General features: G+C 65.5%; 13 protein-coding genes. 3 read left to right on the plus strand and 10 right to left on the minus strand.

Going from position 1 to position 13,888, the window contains the following annotated elements; translation table 11 throughout:
* The 4 genes from addB to ACSLE4_RS05040 all read right to left on the minus strand — a co-directional run.
* Positions 1-3,035 (minus strand): double-strand break repair protein AddB (gene addB / locus ACSLE4_RS05025; RefSeq protein ID WP_435903382.1); only part of this gene is annotated, 3,035 nt, incomplete at its 3' end.
* Positions 3,028-3,753 (minus strand): nucleotidyltransferase family protein, encoded by a 726-nt coding sequence (locus tag ACSLE4_RS05030; RefSeq protein WP_435903383.1) that lies wholly within the window; start codon positions 3,751-3,753, stop codon positions 3,028-3,030. The genes addB and ACSLE4_RS05030, both read right to left, overlap by 8 nt.
* A gap of 12 nt (positions 3,754-3,765) precedes the next feature.
* Positions 3,766-5,292, minus strand: coding sequence for a tRNA (adenosine(37)-N6)-threonylcarbamoyltransferase complex ATPase subunit type 1 TsaE (gene tsaE, locus ACSLE4_RS05035; protein WP_435903384.1), 1,527 nt, complete (start codon positions 5,290-5,292; stop codon positions 3,766-3,768).
* Positions 5,289-7,481, minus strand: coding sequence for an ATP-binding protein (locus tag ACSLE4_RS05040; RefSeq protein WP_435903385.1), 2,193 nt, complete (start codon positions 7,479-7,481; stop codon positions 5,289-5,291). Before ACSLE4_RS05040 ends, tsaE begins: the two co-directional genes overlap by 4 nt.
* A gap of 925 nt (positions 7,482-8,406) precedes the next feature.
* Here ACSLE4_RS05040 and ACSLE4_RS05045 point away from each other — a divergent pair.
* Positions 8,407-8,565 carry a hypothetical protein gene (locus ACSLE4_RS05045; protein WP_435903386.1) on the plus strand — a complete coding sequence of 53 codons (159 nt, stop codon included), beginning with the start codon at positions 8,407-8,409 and terminating at the stop codon, positions 8,563-8,565.
* 44 nt (positions 8,566-8,609) lie between these two features.
* Here the strand turns inward: ACSLE4_RS05045 and ahcY are convergent, their stop codons facing one another.
* Entirely contained in the window at positions 8,610-9,998 is a 1,389-nt protein-coding gene (ahcY, locus tag ACSLE4_RS05050; protein WP_435903387.1) for an adenosylhomocysteinase, read from the minus strand.
* Positions 9,999-10,135: 137 nt separating this feature from the next.
* On the opposite strand from ahcY, the gene ACSLE4_RS05055 reads away from it, so the two are divergent.
* Positions 10,136-10,438 (plus strand): BrnT family toxin, encoded by a 303-nt coding sequence (locus ACSLE4_RS05055; RefSeq protein ID WP_435903388.1) that lies wholly within the window; start codon positions 10,136-10,138, stop codon positions 10,436-10,438.
* Complete coding sequence (locus tag ACSLE4_RS05060) at positions 10,404-10,643, plus strand: hypothetical protein (RefSeq protein ID WP_435903389.1); 240 nt, start codon at positions 10,404-10,406, stop codon at positions 10,641-10,643. The genes ACSLE4_RS05055 and ACSLE4_RS05060 overlap by 35 nt, the downstream gene beginning before the upstream one ends.
* Positions 10,644-10,648: 5 nt before the next feature.
* Here ACSLE4_RS05060 and ACSLE4_RS05065 read toward each other — a convergent pair whose 3' ends face one another.
* From ACSLE4_RS05065 to ACSLE4_RS05085, 5 genes are all read right to left on the minus strand, one after another.
* Entirely contained in the window at positions 10,649-10,900 is a 252-nt protein-coding gene (locus tag ACSLE4_RS05065; protein ID WP_069623052.1) for an HPr family phosphocarrier protein, read from the minus strand.
* 65 nt (positions 10,901-10,965) lie between these two features.
* Positions 10,966-11,367 (minus strand): PTS sugar transporter subunit IIA, encoded by a 402-nt coding sequence (locus ACSLE4_RS05070; protein ID WP_435903390.1) that lies wholly within the window; start codon positions 11,365-11,367, stop codon positions 10,966-10,968.
* Positions 11,368-11,458: 91 nt separating this feature from the next.
* Positions 11,459-11,920: an HPr kinase/phosphorylase gene (locus ACSLE4_RS05075; protein ID WP_435903391.1), complete on the minus strand. Its 462-nt coding sequence runs from the start codon at positions 11,918-11,920 to the stop codon at positions 11,459-11,461.
* 3 nt (positions 11,921-11,923) lie between these two features.
* Positions 11,924-13,723 carry a stimulus-sensing domain-containing protein gene (locus ACSLE4_RS05080; RefSeq protein ID WP_435903392.1) on the minus strand — a complete coding sequence of 600 codons (1,800 nt, stop codon included), beginning with the start codon at positions 13,721-13,723 and terminating at the stop codon, positions 11,924-11,926.
* A 12-nt stretch (positions 13,724-13,735) separates the two neighbouring features.
* Positions 13,736-13,888: winged helix-turn-helix domain-containing protein (locus tag ACSLE4_RS05085; protein WP_435903393.1), on the minus strand; the 153-nt coding region annotated here is incomplete at its 5' end.

A 13,888-nucleotide genomic window follows, 5' to 3' on the forward strand; every position in this document is an offset into this window, starting at 1 on the left:
TCATGCCGGTAGGCGCTGGTGAAGGCCGCGCCAGCGCGCCGCTTCACCTCGTAAGGGGTCGCGGGGTCCGCGAAGTGAACCACGAGCTTTTCCAAGTCCTCGCGCGCCTTGGCGGAGAGGACGTCAGCCGCCTCCTTGGCCGCCTGCTGTTCCTCGCCGCCGTCCTGACGTCCCGTGGCCTGGATGTAGACCAGATCGCGCACGGCGCGCGGACCGAGCTCGGCAAAGCCGCCTGCCTCTGCAATCGCCGCCTCGAGAGGCAATTGCGGCGCGTATAGATCCCTGACCTGCGTCTGGTTCGGCACAGTGCCCGTCTTGTAATCGTAGATCACCACCCGTCCATCTGTCGTCAGGTCGATGCGGTCGGCGCGCGCGGTAAGCTCAAACCCCGTCGGCAGGGAAAGCGTGCCTTTGAGCTCGGAGTAGGTGCGGGCGATATCGGCCCGGCGCGCGGGTTCCGTCGCCGCGACCCAGCGGGCGAAGCGCAGGAAGCTCGGCCGCCAGAAGGCACGCACGCTGGGCGCGTCACCGAGCGTTTCGAAATAAGCGCCGGCGATCTCGTTGAGCGCCGCATAGATGTCGTCCGGCAGCGTGTCAGGATAGGCGACGGCGAAGAGATTCATGATGCGGTGAAATGCCGTGCCGCGCATGGCGGGATCGGGCTCAGTGCCGAGCGGCTTCAACGGTTCGAGCTTCAAGATGTGCTTGGCGTAGATCTCATAGGGATTGGCGATCCAGCGCTCGATCTGGGTCACGCTTAACGAGCTAGGCCGCGCCTCGACCGGAGGGCAGGGCTTGGGCGGCTTGACCGGGTCGAAGGTCTCGATGGCGTCGCGTTCGCGTGCCCAAGGGACCCAAGGCAGGTCCGGGGCGATCTTTACTTCGAGCTTGGAAGCGGCGACCAGCGCTTGAAGCCGTTGGACCCAGCGCGAGGGCACGGTCGGCACGCCCTCGACCTTGAGCGCGCGGGCGAGATAGACGGTCTTGGCGCCGAGTGCTTGGGCGAAATCGTGGGCCGAAAGGCCAATGCGACGTTCCGGGGGCGAGAGCCCGAGCTTCTCGCGCATGGGCCGGCTGAGCCAAGGGCCGGCCTCTTGCGGGCGCGGCCAGAACCCTTCGTTTAGGCTGCCGAGGATCACCACGTCGGGCTGCTGGAGGCGGGCTTCTAGCGGGCCCCAGATGAACAGCCGTGGATGGGCCGGCGCGCGGGGGCGCACCACCTCGCCTGCAAGCAGGGTGCGGTAGAACGCCGGATAGGCCCGCGCGGTCATGGTGAGGCCGCCGCCATCCTCGATCAGCCGGGACAGCAGCAACGTCAGCGCCTCGCCCGCGTCGCCCTGCCACAGTGGGAGTTGCTTCTTCTCGTCGCGCGCCAACGCCTCGGCGGTCGCGGCGTGCGCCTCCGCGAGCTCCGTGGTGCTGTGGGACGAGGGCGCCGCGAACAATGCGGAAAGCGGCGCGAAGGCCTGCCGCAGATCCTCCACCAGCGTTAGGGCTTCCGCGCGCTCCCTATCGGAGAGTTTGACGCGGAGACCTGCCGTCTTCAGCGCGTGCGCGACGCCGGAAAGTCCATGCCCGAGATAGATGTCCCGGAAGGCGCCGCGTTCGAGGGCGCGCGCGACACGCCTGATCTCGCCCGGCGCACGGCCGAGCCGCGTCAACGGATGCTTGATCAGCGCCATGAGCTCGGGCGGGGCAAAGTCCATCTCCGTCGCGGCCAATACGAGATCGAGAAACCCGCCCGGCATGGTGCGTGGCACCGGCACGCCGGCGGAATCGTCGATCTCAAGGTCAAAGCCCTTGAGCCGGGCCGCAACGCGACGCGCCAGCACGCGGTCTGGCGTGACTAGCGCCGCCGTCTTGCCGGGCTCGGCGATACACGACCGCAAGATGAGGGCAATGGCTTCGGCTTCGTCATGGGCCGTGGGTGCTTCCACGAGGCTGATTCCGGCGAGCGCATTGGCGAAGCTGGCGCGGCCGTCCGGCGCGAGCTCATCACCCTCCAAGTAGCGCTGCCACTGCTCCGTCGTCTCGGCGGGGCGCAGCGCCTCGCTCACGAGATGAAGCCGCGCGCTCTCGGGTCCGTCCGGGGCGCTCCCCGGCACAAAGGCCACCTCGCTGCGCGCGACGCCGAGCTTGCGCAAAAGCTCCGCCATGCCGGTTTGCGGATGCTCGGGATGGGCGGGGAGACGCTCCCAGCTGTCGTCGTCGAGTGTCTGATCCAACCCCGGCAGCACCACCGCACCGTTCGGCATTGTAGCGATCGCTTCGAGAAGCCGCGCGGTGGCCGGCACTGTGCCCGTGGAACCCGCAGCGATAACCGGGTAGGGCGACCCCTTGGCCAGGCGCTCCGTCTCTTGCGCCATGAGAAGATTGCGCCGCGTCACGGGTGAGACCAAGCCGTTGTCTTCCAGGTATTGCGGCCAGTGCTCGGTGACGATCGTGAGAAAGTCGATGGTGGCTTCCCAATGGGAGGCGAGATCCTCGGGCACCAGCTTATCGAGTGCCGCGAAATCGACCTCCTCGGATTCCACGAAGTCCATCAGCCGCGCGAGGTCGGCGGCGAGGTCTGCGGCCTGGCCGGGGCTGACATCGAAGCGGACGGAGTCAATTTCCGTCTCGGTCGCCGCGCCCGCCGGAGCGCTGCGCCAAGAAAGAATCAGCTGCATCAGCGCCATGAGGCGGGGCAGGGTGCCGATAGCCGTGGCGCCGAGCGCACCGTCCGCACCGTCCGCATCGGCAAAGGTGCCGGCGTCCAGGATCAGCGCCGCGTCTTCGTCGGCGTGGCCGAGCGCGTGGATGCGCGGCAGCAATAGCGCCTCCCCCCCGGACTCCGTCAGAAAGGCCTCGCGCAAGGCGCGGGCCGCGCGCCGTGTCGGCAGGTAGATCGTCGTGTGGGGCAGGGCGAGAAGGTCGGGCTTGGCGCCGCCGGCAAGCGGCAGATCGCCTGCAAGAATCGCCCGGGCGAGGGTTGAGAGAAACGGCGCCGAGGGCGGGATGGTGTAGAGGCGGGGATGTGCGCGGGGCTCAGGCACCTTCATGCTCGAACGAGGCTTCCGCCTCTTTTAGTGCCTCTGGCGTTCCCACATGCATCCAGCGCCCGTCGAGCCGCACGCCGTACAGGCGCTCCTTGTCGAGGGCCCGGTCCCACAGGACATTGAGCGAAAACGGACCCTCGGGTGCGTCTTCGAACAGTGCGGCCGTGCACAGCGACACGCCGGCAAAGGCGAACGGCACCACTTGTCGCTCGCCGCGCCGCGAAAGACGCCCGTCCGGCGTCATGTCGAAATCGCCGCGCGCATGATAGCCGACGCTGGTCGACAGCGGCGCGAGCAGCAACAGGCAGTCCATGCGCTCCGGATCCCACAAGCGCAGCATATTTCGCAGCGCCGGCGTGACGCCTTCGCTCCAAGCGGAGTCCGAGTTGTGGACGAAGAAGGGACCGTCGCCGAGGTGAGACAGCGCCTTTGTCGTCCCGCCGCCGGTGTCGAGCAAAAGCTCACGCTCATCGGAGATCACCGTTTTTGGCGCGCGGCCCGCACGGGCCTGCACATGCGTTTCGATCTGCTCGGGCAGGTAATGCACGTTGACGACCGCCGTCTCGACGCCGGCGGCGGCAAGCCGGTCCAGCACATGATCGAGCAGCGCCCGGCCCGCGAGCGGCACGAGCGGCTTTGGCATCGTGTCCGTGAGAGGGCGCATGCGCTCGCCATAGCCGGCGGCCAGCACCATCGCCGTGCGCGCGGTGGTCATGGATGCGTCCTTCTACAGCGAGGGGGGTGGCAGGTCTGCGGCGGCCGGGAACTCACGCGCGTAGAAGTTGCGTAAATCGCCGAGCGCCGGATGGGCGAGGTCGCGCTCCAGATAGCGCGCGACCCTAGGCATGTGAGCGAGATAGCCGCGCTTTCCGTCACGTTTCGCCAATCGTGCAAAAATGCCGAGGATCTTCGAGTTTCGTTGGGCGCCGAGCGTGGCGTAGAGGGTGCGGAAATCATCGCTCGAAAAGGATTCGCCCTGCCCGTTTCGGGCCGAACAGTACCGGTCGAGTTCGGCCCGTTCAAGCGCTTCGGGCACCTCCAGCCGGGCATCCTGAAGCAGGGACACGAGGTCATAGGCCAGAGGCCCGGATAGCGCGTCTTGGAAGTCGAGAAGACCCACATTCCGGACGCCCTCCCGGTCGGGCAGCCACATCAGATTGGGCGAATGATAGTCCCGCAGCACCCAGCCGGGATCGGCCTTTGCCGCCTTTTCGAGATGCGGCCGCCACAGTGCCTCGAACTCCGCGCGCAAATCCGAAGGGATCTCCCGGCCATGGACCGTGGGCCACAGCCATTCGACTATCAGCGAGGCCTCGATCAGCATCGCCTCGGCATCGAACCGGGGCAGTCGATAAGCCGGATGTCCCGCGAGAGGCAGCGTCTCGGAAGGCGGCGCCGCGGCAAGCGCGAGCAGCACGTCCACCGCCGCGCTCCACAGCTCGGCCTGGTCGCCGCCGCGCTCCAACTCCGCCCCGAAGACGCGGTCGCCCAAATCCTCCAGAACGACGAAGCCGTCCTCGAGGTCGAAGGCCTCGATCGCTGGCGCCGCGAAGCCGCGCACGCGCAAGGCGTCCGCCACGGCCACGAAGGGCGTCACGTCCTCGGCCAGATGGACGAGCGCGCTATAGGGCTTGCCTTCGCGGATAGGCGGGCCATCCGGCTGCCGTGGCGCGTTCATCAGAATGGCGCGCCTGTCCGGCAGCACCAGCCGGGCGTAGGACCGCGCGGACGCATCGCCTTGGAGAAAGCGCGCGTCCGCCTTGGCATAGGCCGTGTGATCGAGAAATCCCGCGAGCGCTTGCAAGCGGTCAAGACGAAGAGCCCAACCGCCGTGCCCGGTCAATACGATATTACGCGTGCCGGGATCGCTCGTTTCTTCGAGCGTGATATCGAGCCGGTCCGCAGGCAGCCAGCCGGCGGCACGTTCCGGCCACTCGATGAGCAGCGCGCCATCGGCGAGCGCATCGTCGAGACCAAGCTCCTCGAGCTCATCGTTCTGAAGCCGGTAGAAATCACAGTGACTCAGCGTCAGCCGGGGTGTTTCGTACTGCTGCATCAGCGCGAAGGTCGGGCTCGGCACTTCCGTATCGCCGTCCAGATGGGCGACCAAAGCCCGTGCCAGCGTCGTTTTGCCGGCGCCGAGCGGGCCGCTCAGAGCGAGGACATCGCCTGTTTTCAGGGAAAGCGCGATCCGGCTGGCGAGACGATCGAGCCGGGCGAGATCGACGCCGTCGAGCCGCCAGCTTCTACTCATCCGGCGCGGTTGGCCCGATAGGGCAGCGCGTCGACATCGGGCTGTTGCGCGCCCTGCTTAAGCGGCAGCAGCACCTTGACCCGCGTGCCTTCGCCAGGCGTGCTGTCGAGGGAGACCGTGCCGCCATGAAGCTCGGCCAGACTCTTGACGATGGAGAGCCCGAGCCCGGCGCCGCGGTGGCGCGATCCTTGAGTGCGGCTTTCGAAACGGTCGAACACGGTTTCTTGGAAATCCTCCGGAATGCCGACGCCTTTATCGGTCACGGTGAAGGCGATCATGGGGCCTTCCCGGTCGCAAGCCAAGCGGATCGACTCTCCGGGCGCGGAGAAGCCGATGGCGTTGGACAGGAGATTATAAAGGATCTGGGTGAGACGCCTAGCATCGGCCACCACCTCGTCGACGCCGGGCGCGATGCCGATTTCGAGCCTCACATCGTTTTGCTTCAGCCGATCCTCGACGCCCTGGCGCGCCTGCTCGATGGCCTCGCGTACGTGGACAGGCTCAAGTTTCAATTCGAGGATGCCCGCGTCCATCGTAGCGAGATCAAGAATGTCGTCGACGATGGCGCGCAGCGTCGTGCCCGAGGAAAGAATGTCGTCCACATATTCGCGCTGCTTGTCGCCGAGCGGTCCGAAGGCAGGCTCGGCGAGCATCTGCGCAAAGCCCAGCATGCTGTTGAGCGGCGTCCGAAGCTCGTAGGAGACGTGGGAGACGAACTCGCTCTTAATGCGGTCCGCCGCTTCGAGCGCTTCGTTCTTCTCGATCAGCGCGCGTTCGGCGCGTGTGGCGTCGGTGATGTCCGAATAGGTGAGCAGCGTGCCCCCGTCGGGCAGCGGCAGCGCGGCGCAGGCCAGCACCGCGCCGTCGGGCCGGTCGAACTGGTTGTCATACGGCCGGCGCTCCGAAACGATCGCCGTGACCGCGGCTTTGGTGCGCTCCCACTCCTCGGGTGCGTCGTAAAGCGCGCGGCACCAAGAGATGACGTCTTCCACATGCGGCTCGGCGTCGAGCAGCCTTGGGTTCAGCTCCCAAATTCTGGCAAAGGCACTGTTGTAAAGGCGGAGCCGTCCGTTGGGCGCGAACACGGCGACGCCCTCGCGCAGCGTGTCCAGCGTCTCGCGCTGCACTTGAATGAGCGCATTGTAGCGGCTTTCCAGCGCGATCTGCTCGGTGACATTTTCATAGAGGTACGTCACGCCGCCTTCGCCGTCGGCGTCGGCGATGACGTGTAGCGAGCGGCCGTCCGGCAGATACCAGCGGTCCTCGACTTGCTTGCCGGTGCCATAGGCGGATAGCCAGCTCTGCTTCCAGGCTCGGTACTCGGCCCGTTCCTCGAGCCGCCGCGCTTGGCGCAAGCGGTCGAGAATCTCGCCGTCGCGCGGATGCGTGTCGAGCCAGTCCGGATCGAGCTGCCATAGATCCACGTAAGCCTGGTTGTAATGAGCGAGCCGCTGGGTGGAGTCGAACACGGCGAACGCAGTGGCGAGCCGGTCGAAGCTGCGGAAATGTGTCTCGATACTGGCCTTGATCTCGGCACGGGCATGCTCGTTGCGCTTGGCTTCGTCGAGCAGTGTACGTAACGCCGCGACTTGCCCCTCGAGCTCCTTATGCTTGACCGAGAGCTCGGCCAGTTCGAGCCGCTGGCCGGCGATGTTGCGCACTTTCAGTACGAGCGACCGCCCGGCGGTGCGCCCGTCGACTTCCACATAGCGCTCCCGCTGGGTGCGCAGCATCAAGTTGAATGCTTCGCCGCGCTCGGCCAGCGCCTGCATGGCGGAAATCAGTTCCACGCATGAAGATTCGTCCAGCCAGCCGGTGAAGGTCAGAAGACGCTCCGGCTCGCGGGGCACGCCAAAGCTCAGCGGCAGGTTGGAAACGAGCAGCTCTGGCTCGCCCGTCTCAGTGAGCGTCAGGAGTGCCTGCGGTTCCGCGGCGAGCACGGTCTCAAGCGTGCTCTCGCTCAAGGCATAGCGTTCCGCTTCGCTCGCCGCCTTGGCTTCCTGCGCGTTCGCGCGCTTTGTCGCGCGCATGCAGGCGATGGCCGTGCCGATGGCGAAAGCGATGATGCCGAGATTGATGCCGAGCGTTAGCAGCGCTTGGGCATCGACGCTCGTGGCCTCTTGCGCCAGCGCTGCATCGACAGGCAGCAGCCAAGCCGGAACGGAATAGGCAAGAACGCGAGACAGCACCGTGAGCCACCTTGAATCAGGTGTCACCTGGCCTCTGCTGGTCCGCATGGTCCCCCTCGCTCCACGCCGCCGCTTGAATGCCGCCGCATCAACGCCGTTGCCTATGGCCTCGCCTCGCGCCGCTGAACGCTGCCACAGACTTGAACGCTGGAGCCGGTTGGCCCTGGCGAACCGCAAAGGCGAATCACAAACTAGACTAGCCGCTTCGTGGACTCTTGCCCACAGGCTGCGGGCGTTGGCTAATCGCGGACGCCGAAAAAGGGCATGCATCATCCTCTCGCCGCGAAACCCGCGCGAGGCTTGTCTCCTTGCTGCGCACCCTTGCTTCGCGCACCTTGAGCGCGGTTTAGTCTCCCAAATGGCCCCCGAAGGGGTGGCGCGCCGGGTAGGCGCAAATCCGTAAATGGTTCCGCGATCCTTTTGGGAATCGCGGCGAGCGCCTTCCGGCGCGCCACATGCGCTCAAGTAGCGAAGCGGTAGCGCATCAAGAATGCGCCACGCTGCGCGGCAAGCGCATGCTCATTTGCGGCGTTGGTCGGCGTCCGGGCCCCGCTTCTCATTGTTCTCTGCGCTACCGGCCTCCGGCCTACTTGAGCGCGGACGCGCTGTCGGCCTTTGACCCGCGTCGCGCGAGACCAAATCCCAGCAAGCTCCTTGCAGGGGCTCTCGTAGTGGCCCCGGGGGGAGCCCCGGCACCGCCCGGAGGTTTTCGTCGCGTAACGAAACCCGCAGGCGCCGCACCCCGTCCCGCGATCAAGAACGCCTCTAGAGCGCGCCCCTTAACTGGACGAGGTGAAGGCATTCTACGTGCGTTTTGGAGACCGGGGATAAGAGGGAACTTGCATGGGCGCTTTCGGTTGAATCAGGTGCTATGACAACGCTCAACCAGGAACGGTCTACCCGGCGTTCCCATGCAAGGGTCTTCGTGACGACCGTGGTTGCAATCGCGGCCGCTGTCACGCTCGGGCTCATCGCCTTCGCGCTGTTCACCGATTTTCCCGGAGAGCCGCAAGGCACCGCTGACAAGGCGGGCGCGCCTCCCGAGGATGTCGTCCGCTCGCAGCGCGAATTGCTGAACGAGTGATCCGCGGTGTTTGCGGACGACAGCTCGGGCCTTCGCCCGCATGCTTAGTAGCGGTAGTGCTCCGGCTTGAATGGGCCTTCGGTCTTGACGCCGATATAGGCGGCCTGCTCGTCGCTCAGCTTGGTGAGATGTGCGTCGAGGCGGCCGAGATGAAGCTGCGCGACCTTCTCGTCCAGGTGCTTCGGCAGCACATAGACCTTGTTCTCGTATTTGCCGACATGCTGCCAAAGCTCCATCTGCGCCAACACTTGGTTGGTGAAGGACGCGCTCATCACGAAGCTCGGATGGCCCGTGGCGCAGCCGAGATTGACGAGGCGGCCTTCGGCCAAGAGCAGAATGCGCTTGCCGTCGGGAAACTCGACCTCGTCCACTTGCGGCTTCACGTTGTGCCATTTGAAGTTCTTTAGGCCGCCCACCTGAATCTCGGAATCGAAATGCCCGATATTGCAGACGATGGCACGGTCATGCATGGCACGCATATGGTCGACGGTGATGACGTCCTTGTTGCCGGTGGCGGTGACGAAGATGTCGCCCTTGGGAGCGGCCTCCTCCATGGTGATCACCTCGTAGCCTTCCATCGCCGCCTGCAACGCGCAGATCGGATCGATCTCGGTGATCGCCACGCGCGCGCCCTGGCTCTTCAGGCTCTCGGCGCACCCCTTGCCCACGTCGCCATAACCGGCGACCACGGCGTATTTGCCGGCAAGCATAACGTCGGTGGCCCGCTTGATGCCGTCGGGCAGGCTCTCGCGGCAGCCATAGAGATTGTCGAACTTGGACTTGGTGACGCTGTCATTGACGTTGATGGCGGGGAAGGGAAGCATGCCCTTCTTCTGCATCTCGTAAAGCCGATGCACGCCGGTCGTCGTCTCCTCCGACACGCCCTTCAGATTGTTTTTAACTTTCGAGTAGAAGCCGGGCTCGCGTTCCAGCCGCTTCTTGATCGTGGCGAACATCGCCGTCTCTTCGTCGTTGCCGGGCTTGGCGAGCACGGACGGATCTTGCTCGGCTTGCGCGCCGAGGATCACGATCATCGTGGCGTCGCCGCCGTCGTCGAGAATGAGATTGGCGGTCTCGCCGCCGGGCCATTCGAGGATGCGGTCCACGTAGTCCCAATACTCCGCCAACGTCTCGCCCTTGACGGCGAAGACCGGCGTACCGCCCGCGGCGATCGCGGCGGCGGCGTGGTCCTGGGTGGAGAAAATGTTGCAGGAGGCCCAGCGCACCTCGGCGCCGAGCGCCTGCAAGCTCTCGATCAGGACGGCGGTCTGGATGGTCATATGCAGGCAGCCGGCGATACGGGCGCCCTTCAGCGGCTGCGCCTTGCCGAATTCCTCGCGCACCGCCATCAGGCCCGGCATCTCGGTCTCGGCGATGGCGATTTCCTTGCGGCCCCAATCGGCGAGGCCGATATCCTTGACGTGGTAGTTCATGCGGTCTCCGCTTGGTTGTATAAAGATATAAAGAAGTCCTTATATCTTATCCGCCCCCCGGAGAGTCAAGAGGCGGCGGGGCCGGGCGCAAGGAGGTGTTGCCGAGCCATATATTGATATGGTAAGATTACCATACTATGGCGACCGAGCCGAGTTTCGAGTGGGACGAGGACAAGAACCGGCTCAACCAAGGAAAGCATGGCGTTGCCTTCGAGATCGCGCAGTCGGCTTTTCTCGATGAACGACGCGTTATTGCCGAGGACCTCTCTCACAGCACGGCGGAAGAGAAGCGCTACTTTTGCTTTGGCTGGGTTGAGGACGGCGTTCTCACCGTGCGTTTCGCGTGGCGCAACGAGCGAATCCGCATCTTCGGTGCGGGCTATTGGCGAAAAGGCAAGAAGGTCTATGAGCGCGAGAACAAGGAAATACACCGAAGGTGAAATTGGCGAACTCAAGGTGATTGAGGACTTTCTGCCCTCACCGGGGGAGCTCGTTCTGCGCGAGGACAACGTGAAAGTCACGCTCAGCCTGAGCCGCCGCAGTGTCGAGTTCTTCAAGCGTGAGGCCGGCGAGGCCCGCGTGCCTTACCAGCGCATGATCCGTGCGTTGGTTGACGCCTACGCCGAGCGGGCCGGAAAGCAGTAGCGCGATCAGTCCTCTTCGCCGAAGCCGTTTTCGACCAGCGCGATGAGCGCCTCGATAGCGGGCTTCGCCTCCTCGCCGTTCACCTCGATGTGGATCGAGTGGCCTTGTCCCGCGGCGAGCATCATCAGCCCCATGATCGAGGTGCCGCCCACGGTGTGCCCTTCGCGGCTCACGCGCACATTGGCTTTGAACTCACCGGCGCAGCGCACGAACTGCGCCGAAGCGCGCGCATGCAGGCCTTTCTTGTTGGGGATCATGACTTCGGCGAAGAAGACGCCTTTTTCCCGCTCACCGGAGATATGGCGGGCCGGGGTCACGGCGGTCAATTCGCCGCCAGGATCTGACTCGCGACGCTGATATATTTGCGTCCGGCCTCTTGGGCCTGGGTGATCGCCTCGTCGAGGCCGCACTCCCCGCGCACGCTCGCCAGCTTCACCAGCATCGGCAGATTGACGCCAGCGACCACCTCCACGTTGGGCCGCTCCATGGCGGAGATCGCAAGATTCGATGGCGAGCCGCCGAACATGTCGGTGAGTACGACGACACCTTCGCCGGCATCGACCGTGTCGAGCGCCGCCAACATGTCCGCGCGCCGGACATCGAGATCGTCGTCAGGACCGATGGACACAGTTTCGATCTGCTCCTGCGGCCCGACCACATGTTCGAGCGCTGCGCGGAACTCGCGTGCGAGATTGCCGTGGGTCACGATAACGACGCCGATCATGCTACCTCTTGGATGAATGCCGCCCGGCCAAAGGCCGCTATCTTTGTCGGGTGCGGGGCCAGGCGCAAGCCCGAAACCGCCTCGGTAAAGCCTATTGTTCGGGCGCGCGCAAGAGCGCCATTTTCAACTTCAACGGCGCCGACGCCTCGAACGGCGAGAGGTGCAGCAACGGCACGTCAACGCCCGCCAGAGCCATTCGATCCCAAGGGTCCGGCGGCATGCGCGGCACTTGATCGGCCGCGACCAGGTCGCACACAAGCACGAGCCGCGCCGCGGCGATAGAGGGCATCTCGACGATCCCGAGCCCGCGCACCTCTATCAATCCGGCAAGCGTCGCGGGCGCGGAGACCGTCAAGATCTTGCCCTTCCCATCAACCTGGACCTGATCGTCGGCGACGAGGAGAGGGCGCAGTTCGCCTTCGTTCGGAAGTGCCAGGAAACGGAGCGCCAAGTCCGACTTGCCGGCCCCCGGCGCGCCCCGCAGCAAAGCGGCGCGATCTCCGAGAGCCACGCAAGTGCCGTGGACGAGCGCACGCACCATCGCGGTCGCCAACCCCTACGCCGCCGGCAGGCAGATGACGAAGCGCGCCCCGCCGCTCTTCGCGCTCGCGTCGCGGGCGGGCCTGTTCTCCGCATAGAGACGGCCGCCATGCGCCACCACGATCTGCCGCGAGATGTTGAGGCCGAGCCCGGAGTTCTGTCCGAAGTTTTCCTGCGGCCGGTCGGTGTAGAAGCGCTCGAAGACGCGCTCCAGATTCTCCTCGGGGATGCCGGGCCCTTCGTCCTCGATCGCGATTTGGATCTCGTTGCCGATGCGCCGCGCGGCGACGGTGACGCGTCCGTCCGGCGGCGAGAAGGAGATGGCGTTCTCGAGCAGGTTGACCATCACCTGATGCAGACGGCTGTCATGGCCGTTGACGCGATAAGGATGCGCGCCCGGCGCATAGGCGATGTCGAGCACCACTTCCGGGATGTCGTCGCGATGGATGTCGTTGAATAGCGACACGGTCGCGCGCAGCATCTCGTCCATGCTCACAAGCTCAGCATCCTCGCGGGCCAGCTCCGCGTCGAGCCGCGAGGCGTCGGAGATGTCGCTGATCAGCCGGTCGAGCCGTCGCACGTCGTGCTGGATGATCTCCATCAAGCGCTCGCGGGACTCCTCGGTCTTGGCGAGCGGCAGGGTCTCGGTGGCGCTGCGCAACGAGGTGAGCGGGTTCTTGAGCTCATGCGCCACGTCGGCGGCGAAGCTTTCGATCGCGTCGATCCGGCGATAGAGCGCGCCCGTCATGTCGCGCAGCGCGCCGGACAGATGGCCGATCTCGTCCGAGCGGTCGGTAAAGTCGGGGATCTCGGCGCGGGCCTTCACACTATGGCGCACGCGCTCGGCGGCCGCGGCAAGCCGCTGCATGGGGCCGGCGATGGTGTTGGCGAGGATGAGTGACAACACGACGGTCACCGCCGCCGCGAACGCCGACACGCGGAAGATGCTCATGCGCTCCGCCGAGACGATGTCGTCGATGTCGCCGCCACGCGTCGACAGCAGGAGCACGCCGAGCACGGCGCGCATGCGCTGCACGGGCACCGCCACGGACACCACGATCTCGCCCTTGTCGTTCTTGCGCACGATGGGCACGGAGGTCCCAGTAAGCGCCGTCGCCACTTCCGGATAGGCCTTGCCGTTGGCGCCGCCGATCTCGGTATAGACCGGGAGCCCCGAAGGCTGGAGCTGGTTGGTCACCGCATCCCAGAACGTCGTAAGCGCGTCGGGCTCGGAGGTTTCGGGCGGCGGCAGGTCGTAGCGCAGCACCTCGCCGCGCGAATAGAACGTATCGGAATCGAGGATCAGCGTGCCGTCGCGGTTGTAGATGCGCGCGCGGCTTCCCGTGGGCTTGACGAGGGGGCGCAGGATCGGCGCGGCGCGTTCCGGATCGATGGTGAAACCGAGCGCGTTCGAGAATGCGTCGTCGGCGCCGCCGGGCCCGGCTTGTCCGAGCTCCTTCTCCAGGAGCGTCTCCGGGTCGATCTGGGTCTCGCCGTTGTCAACGCCGGCCGACGCCGCGATGGCGCGGGCGATGATCTCGCCCTGGGTCAGCAGGCTCTGCACCTTGGCGTCGATCAGCCCGGCGCGGAACTGGTTGAGATAGAGAATGCCGGAGACGAGGATCGCCAGCCCGATCAGATTGAGCACGACGATGCGGCGCGTCAGGCTGGAGAAGCCGTGACGGAAGGGCCGGTGCTCGCTGATCCAGCCGGGCACGCGCTTGACCCAATTCAAGACGGCACGCGCGCCGCGGCGGAAGCGCTCCTTGAACGATGCGTCGACCCGCTGCCAGGACCCTTCGGTCTCGGCAGTCATCGGTCTCGCCCGCTATTCTTTGAACCGGTAGCCCACGCCATAAAGCGTCTCGATCACGTCGAAGCTCTGGTCGACGGCCTTGAACTTCTTGCGCAACCGCTTGATGTGGCTGTCGATGGTGCGGTCGTCGACATAAACTTGGTCATCATAGGCCGCATCCATCAG

This window comes from Methyloceanibacter sp., assembly GCF_051306395.1.
Lineage (GTDB): Bacteria > Pseudomonadota > Alphaproteobacteria > Rhizobiales > Methyloligellaceae > Methyloceanibacter.

Excerpts from the sequence above, each read along its gene's own strand:
- ACSLE4_RS05030 (WP_435903383.1), bottom strand. The coding sequence starts at position 3,753 with ATGACCACCGCGCGCACGGCGATGGTGCTGGCCGCCGGCTATGGCGAG.
- tsaE (WP_435903384.1), bottom strand. The coding sequence starts at position 5,292 with ATGAGTAGAAGCTGGCGGCTCGACGGCGTCGATCTCGCCCGGCTCGAT.
- ahcY (WP_435903387.1), bottom strand. The coding sequence starts at position 9,998 with ATGAACTACCACGTCAAGGATATCGGCCTCGCCGATTGGGGCCGCAAG.
- ACSLE4_RS05055 (WP_435903388.1), top strand. The coding sequence starts at position 10,136 with ATGGCGACCGAGCCGAGTTTCGAGTGGGACGAGGACAAGAACCGGCTC.
- ACSLE4_RS05060 (WP_435903389.1), top strand. The coding sequence starts at position 10,404 with ATGAGCGCGAGAACAAGGAAATACACCGAAGGTGAAATTGGCGAACTC.
- ACSLE4_RS05065 (WP_069623052.1), bottom strand. The coding sequence starts at position 10,900 with ATGATCCCCAACAAGAAAGGCCTGCATGCGCGCGCTTCGGCGCAGTTC.
- ACSLE4_RS05070 (WP_435903390.1), bottom strand. The coding sequence starts at position 11,367 with ATGATCGGCGTCGTTATCGTGACCCACGGCAATCTCGCACGCGAGTTC.
- ACSLE4_RS05080 (WP_435903392.1), bottom strand. The coding sequence starts at position 13,723 with ATGACTGCCGAGACCGAAGGGTCCTGGCAGCGGGTCGACGCATCGTTC.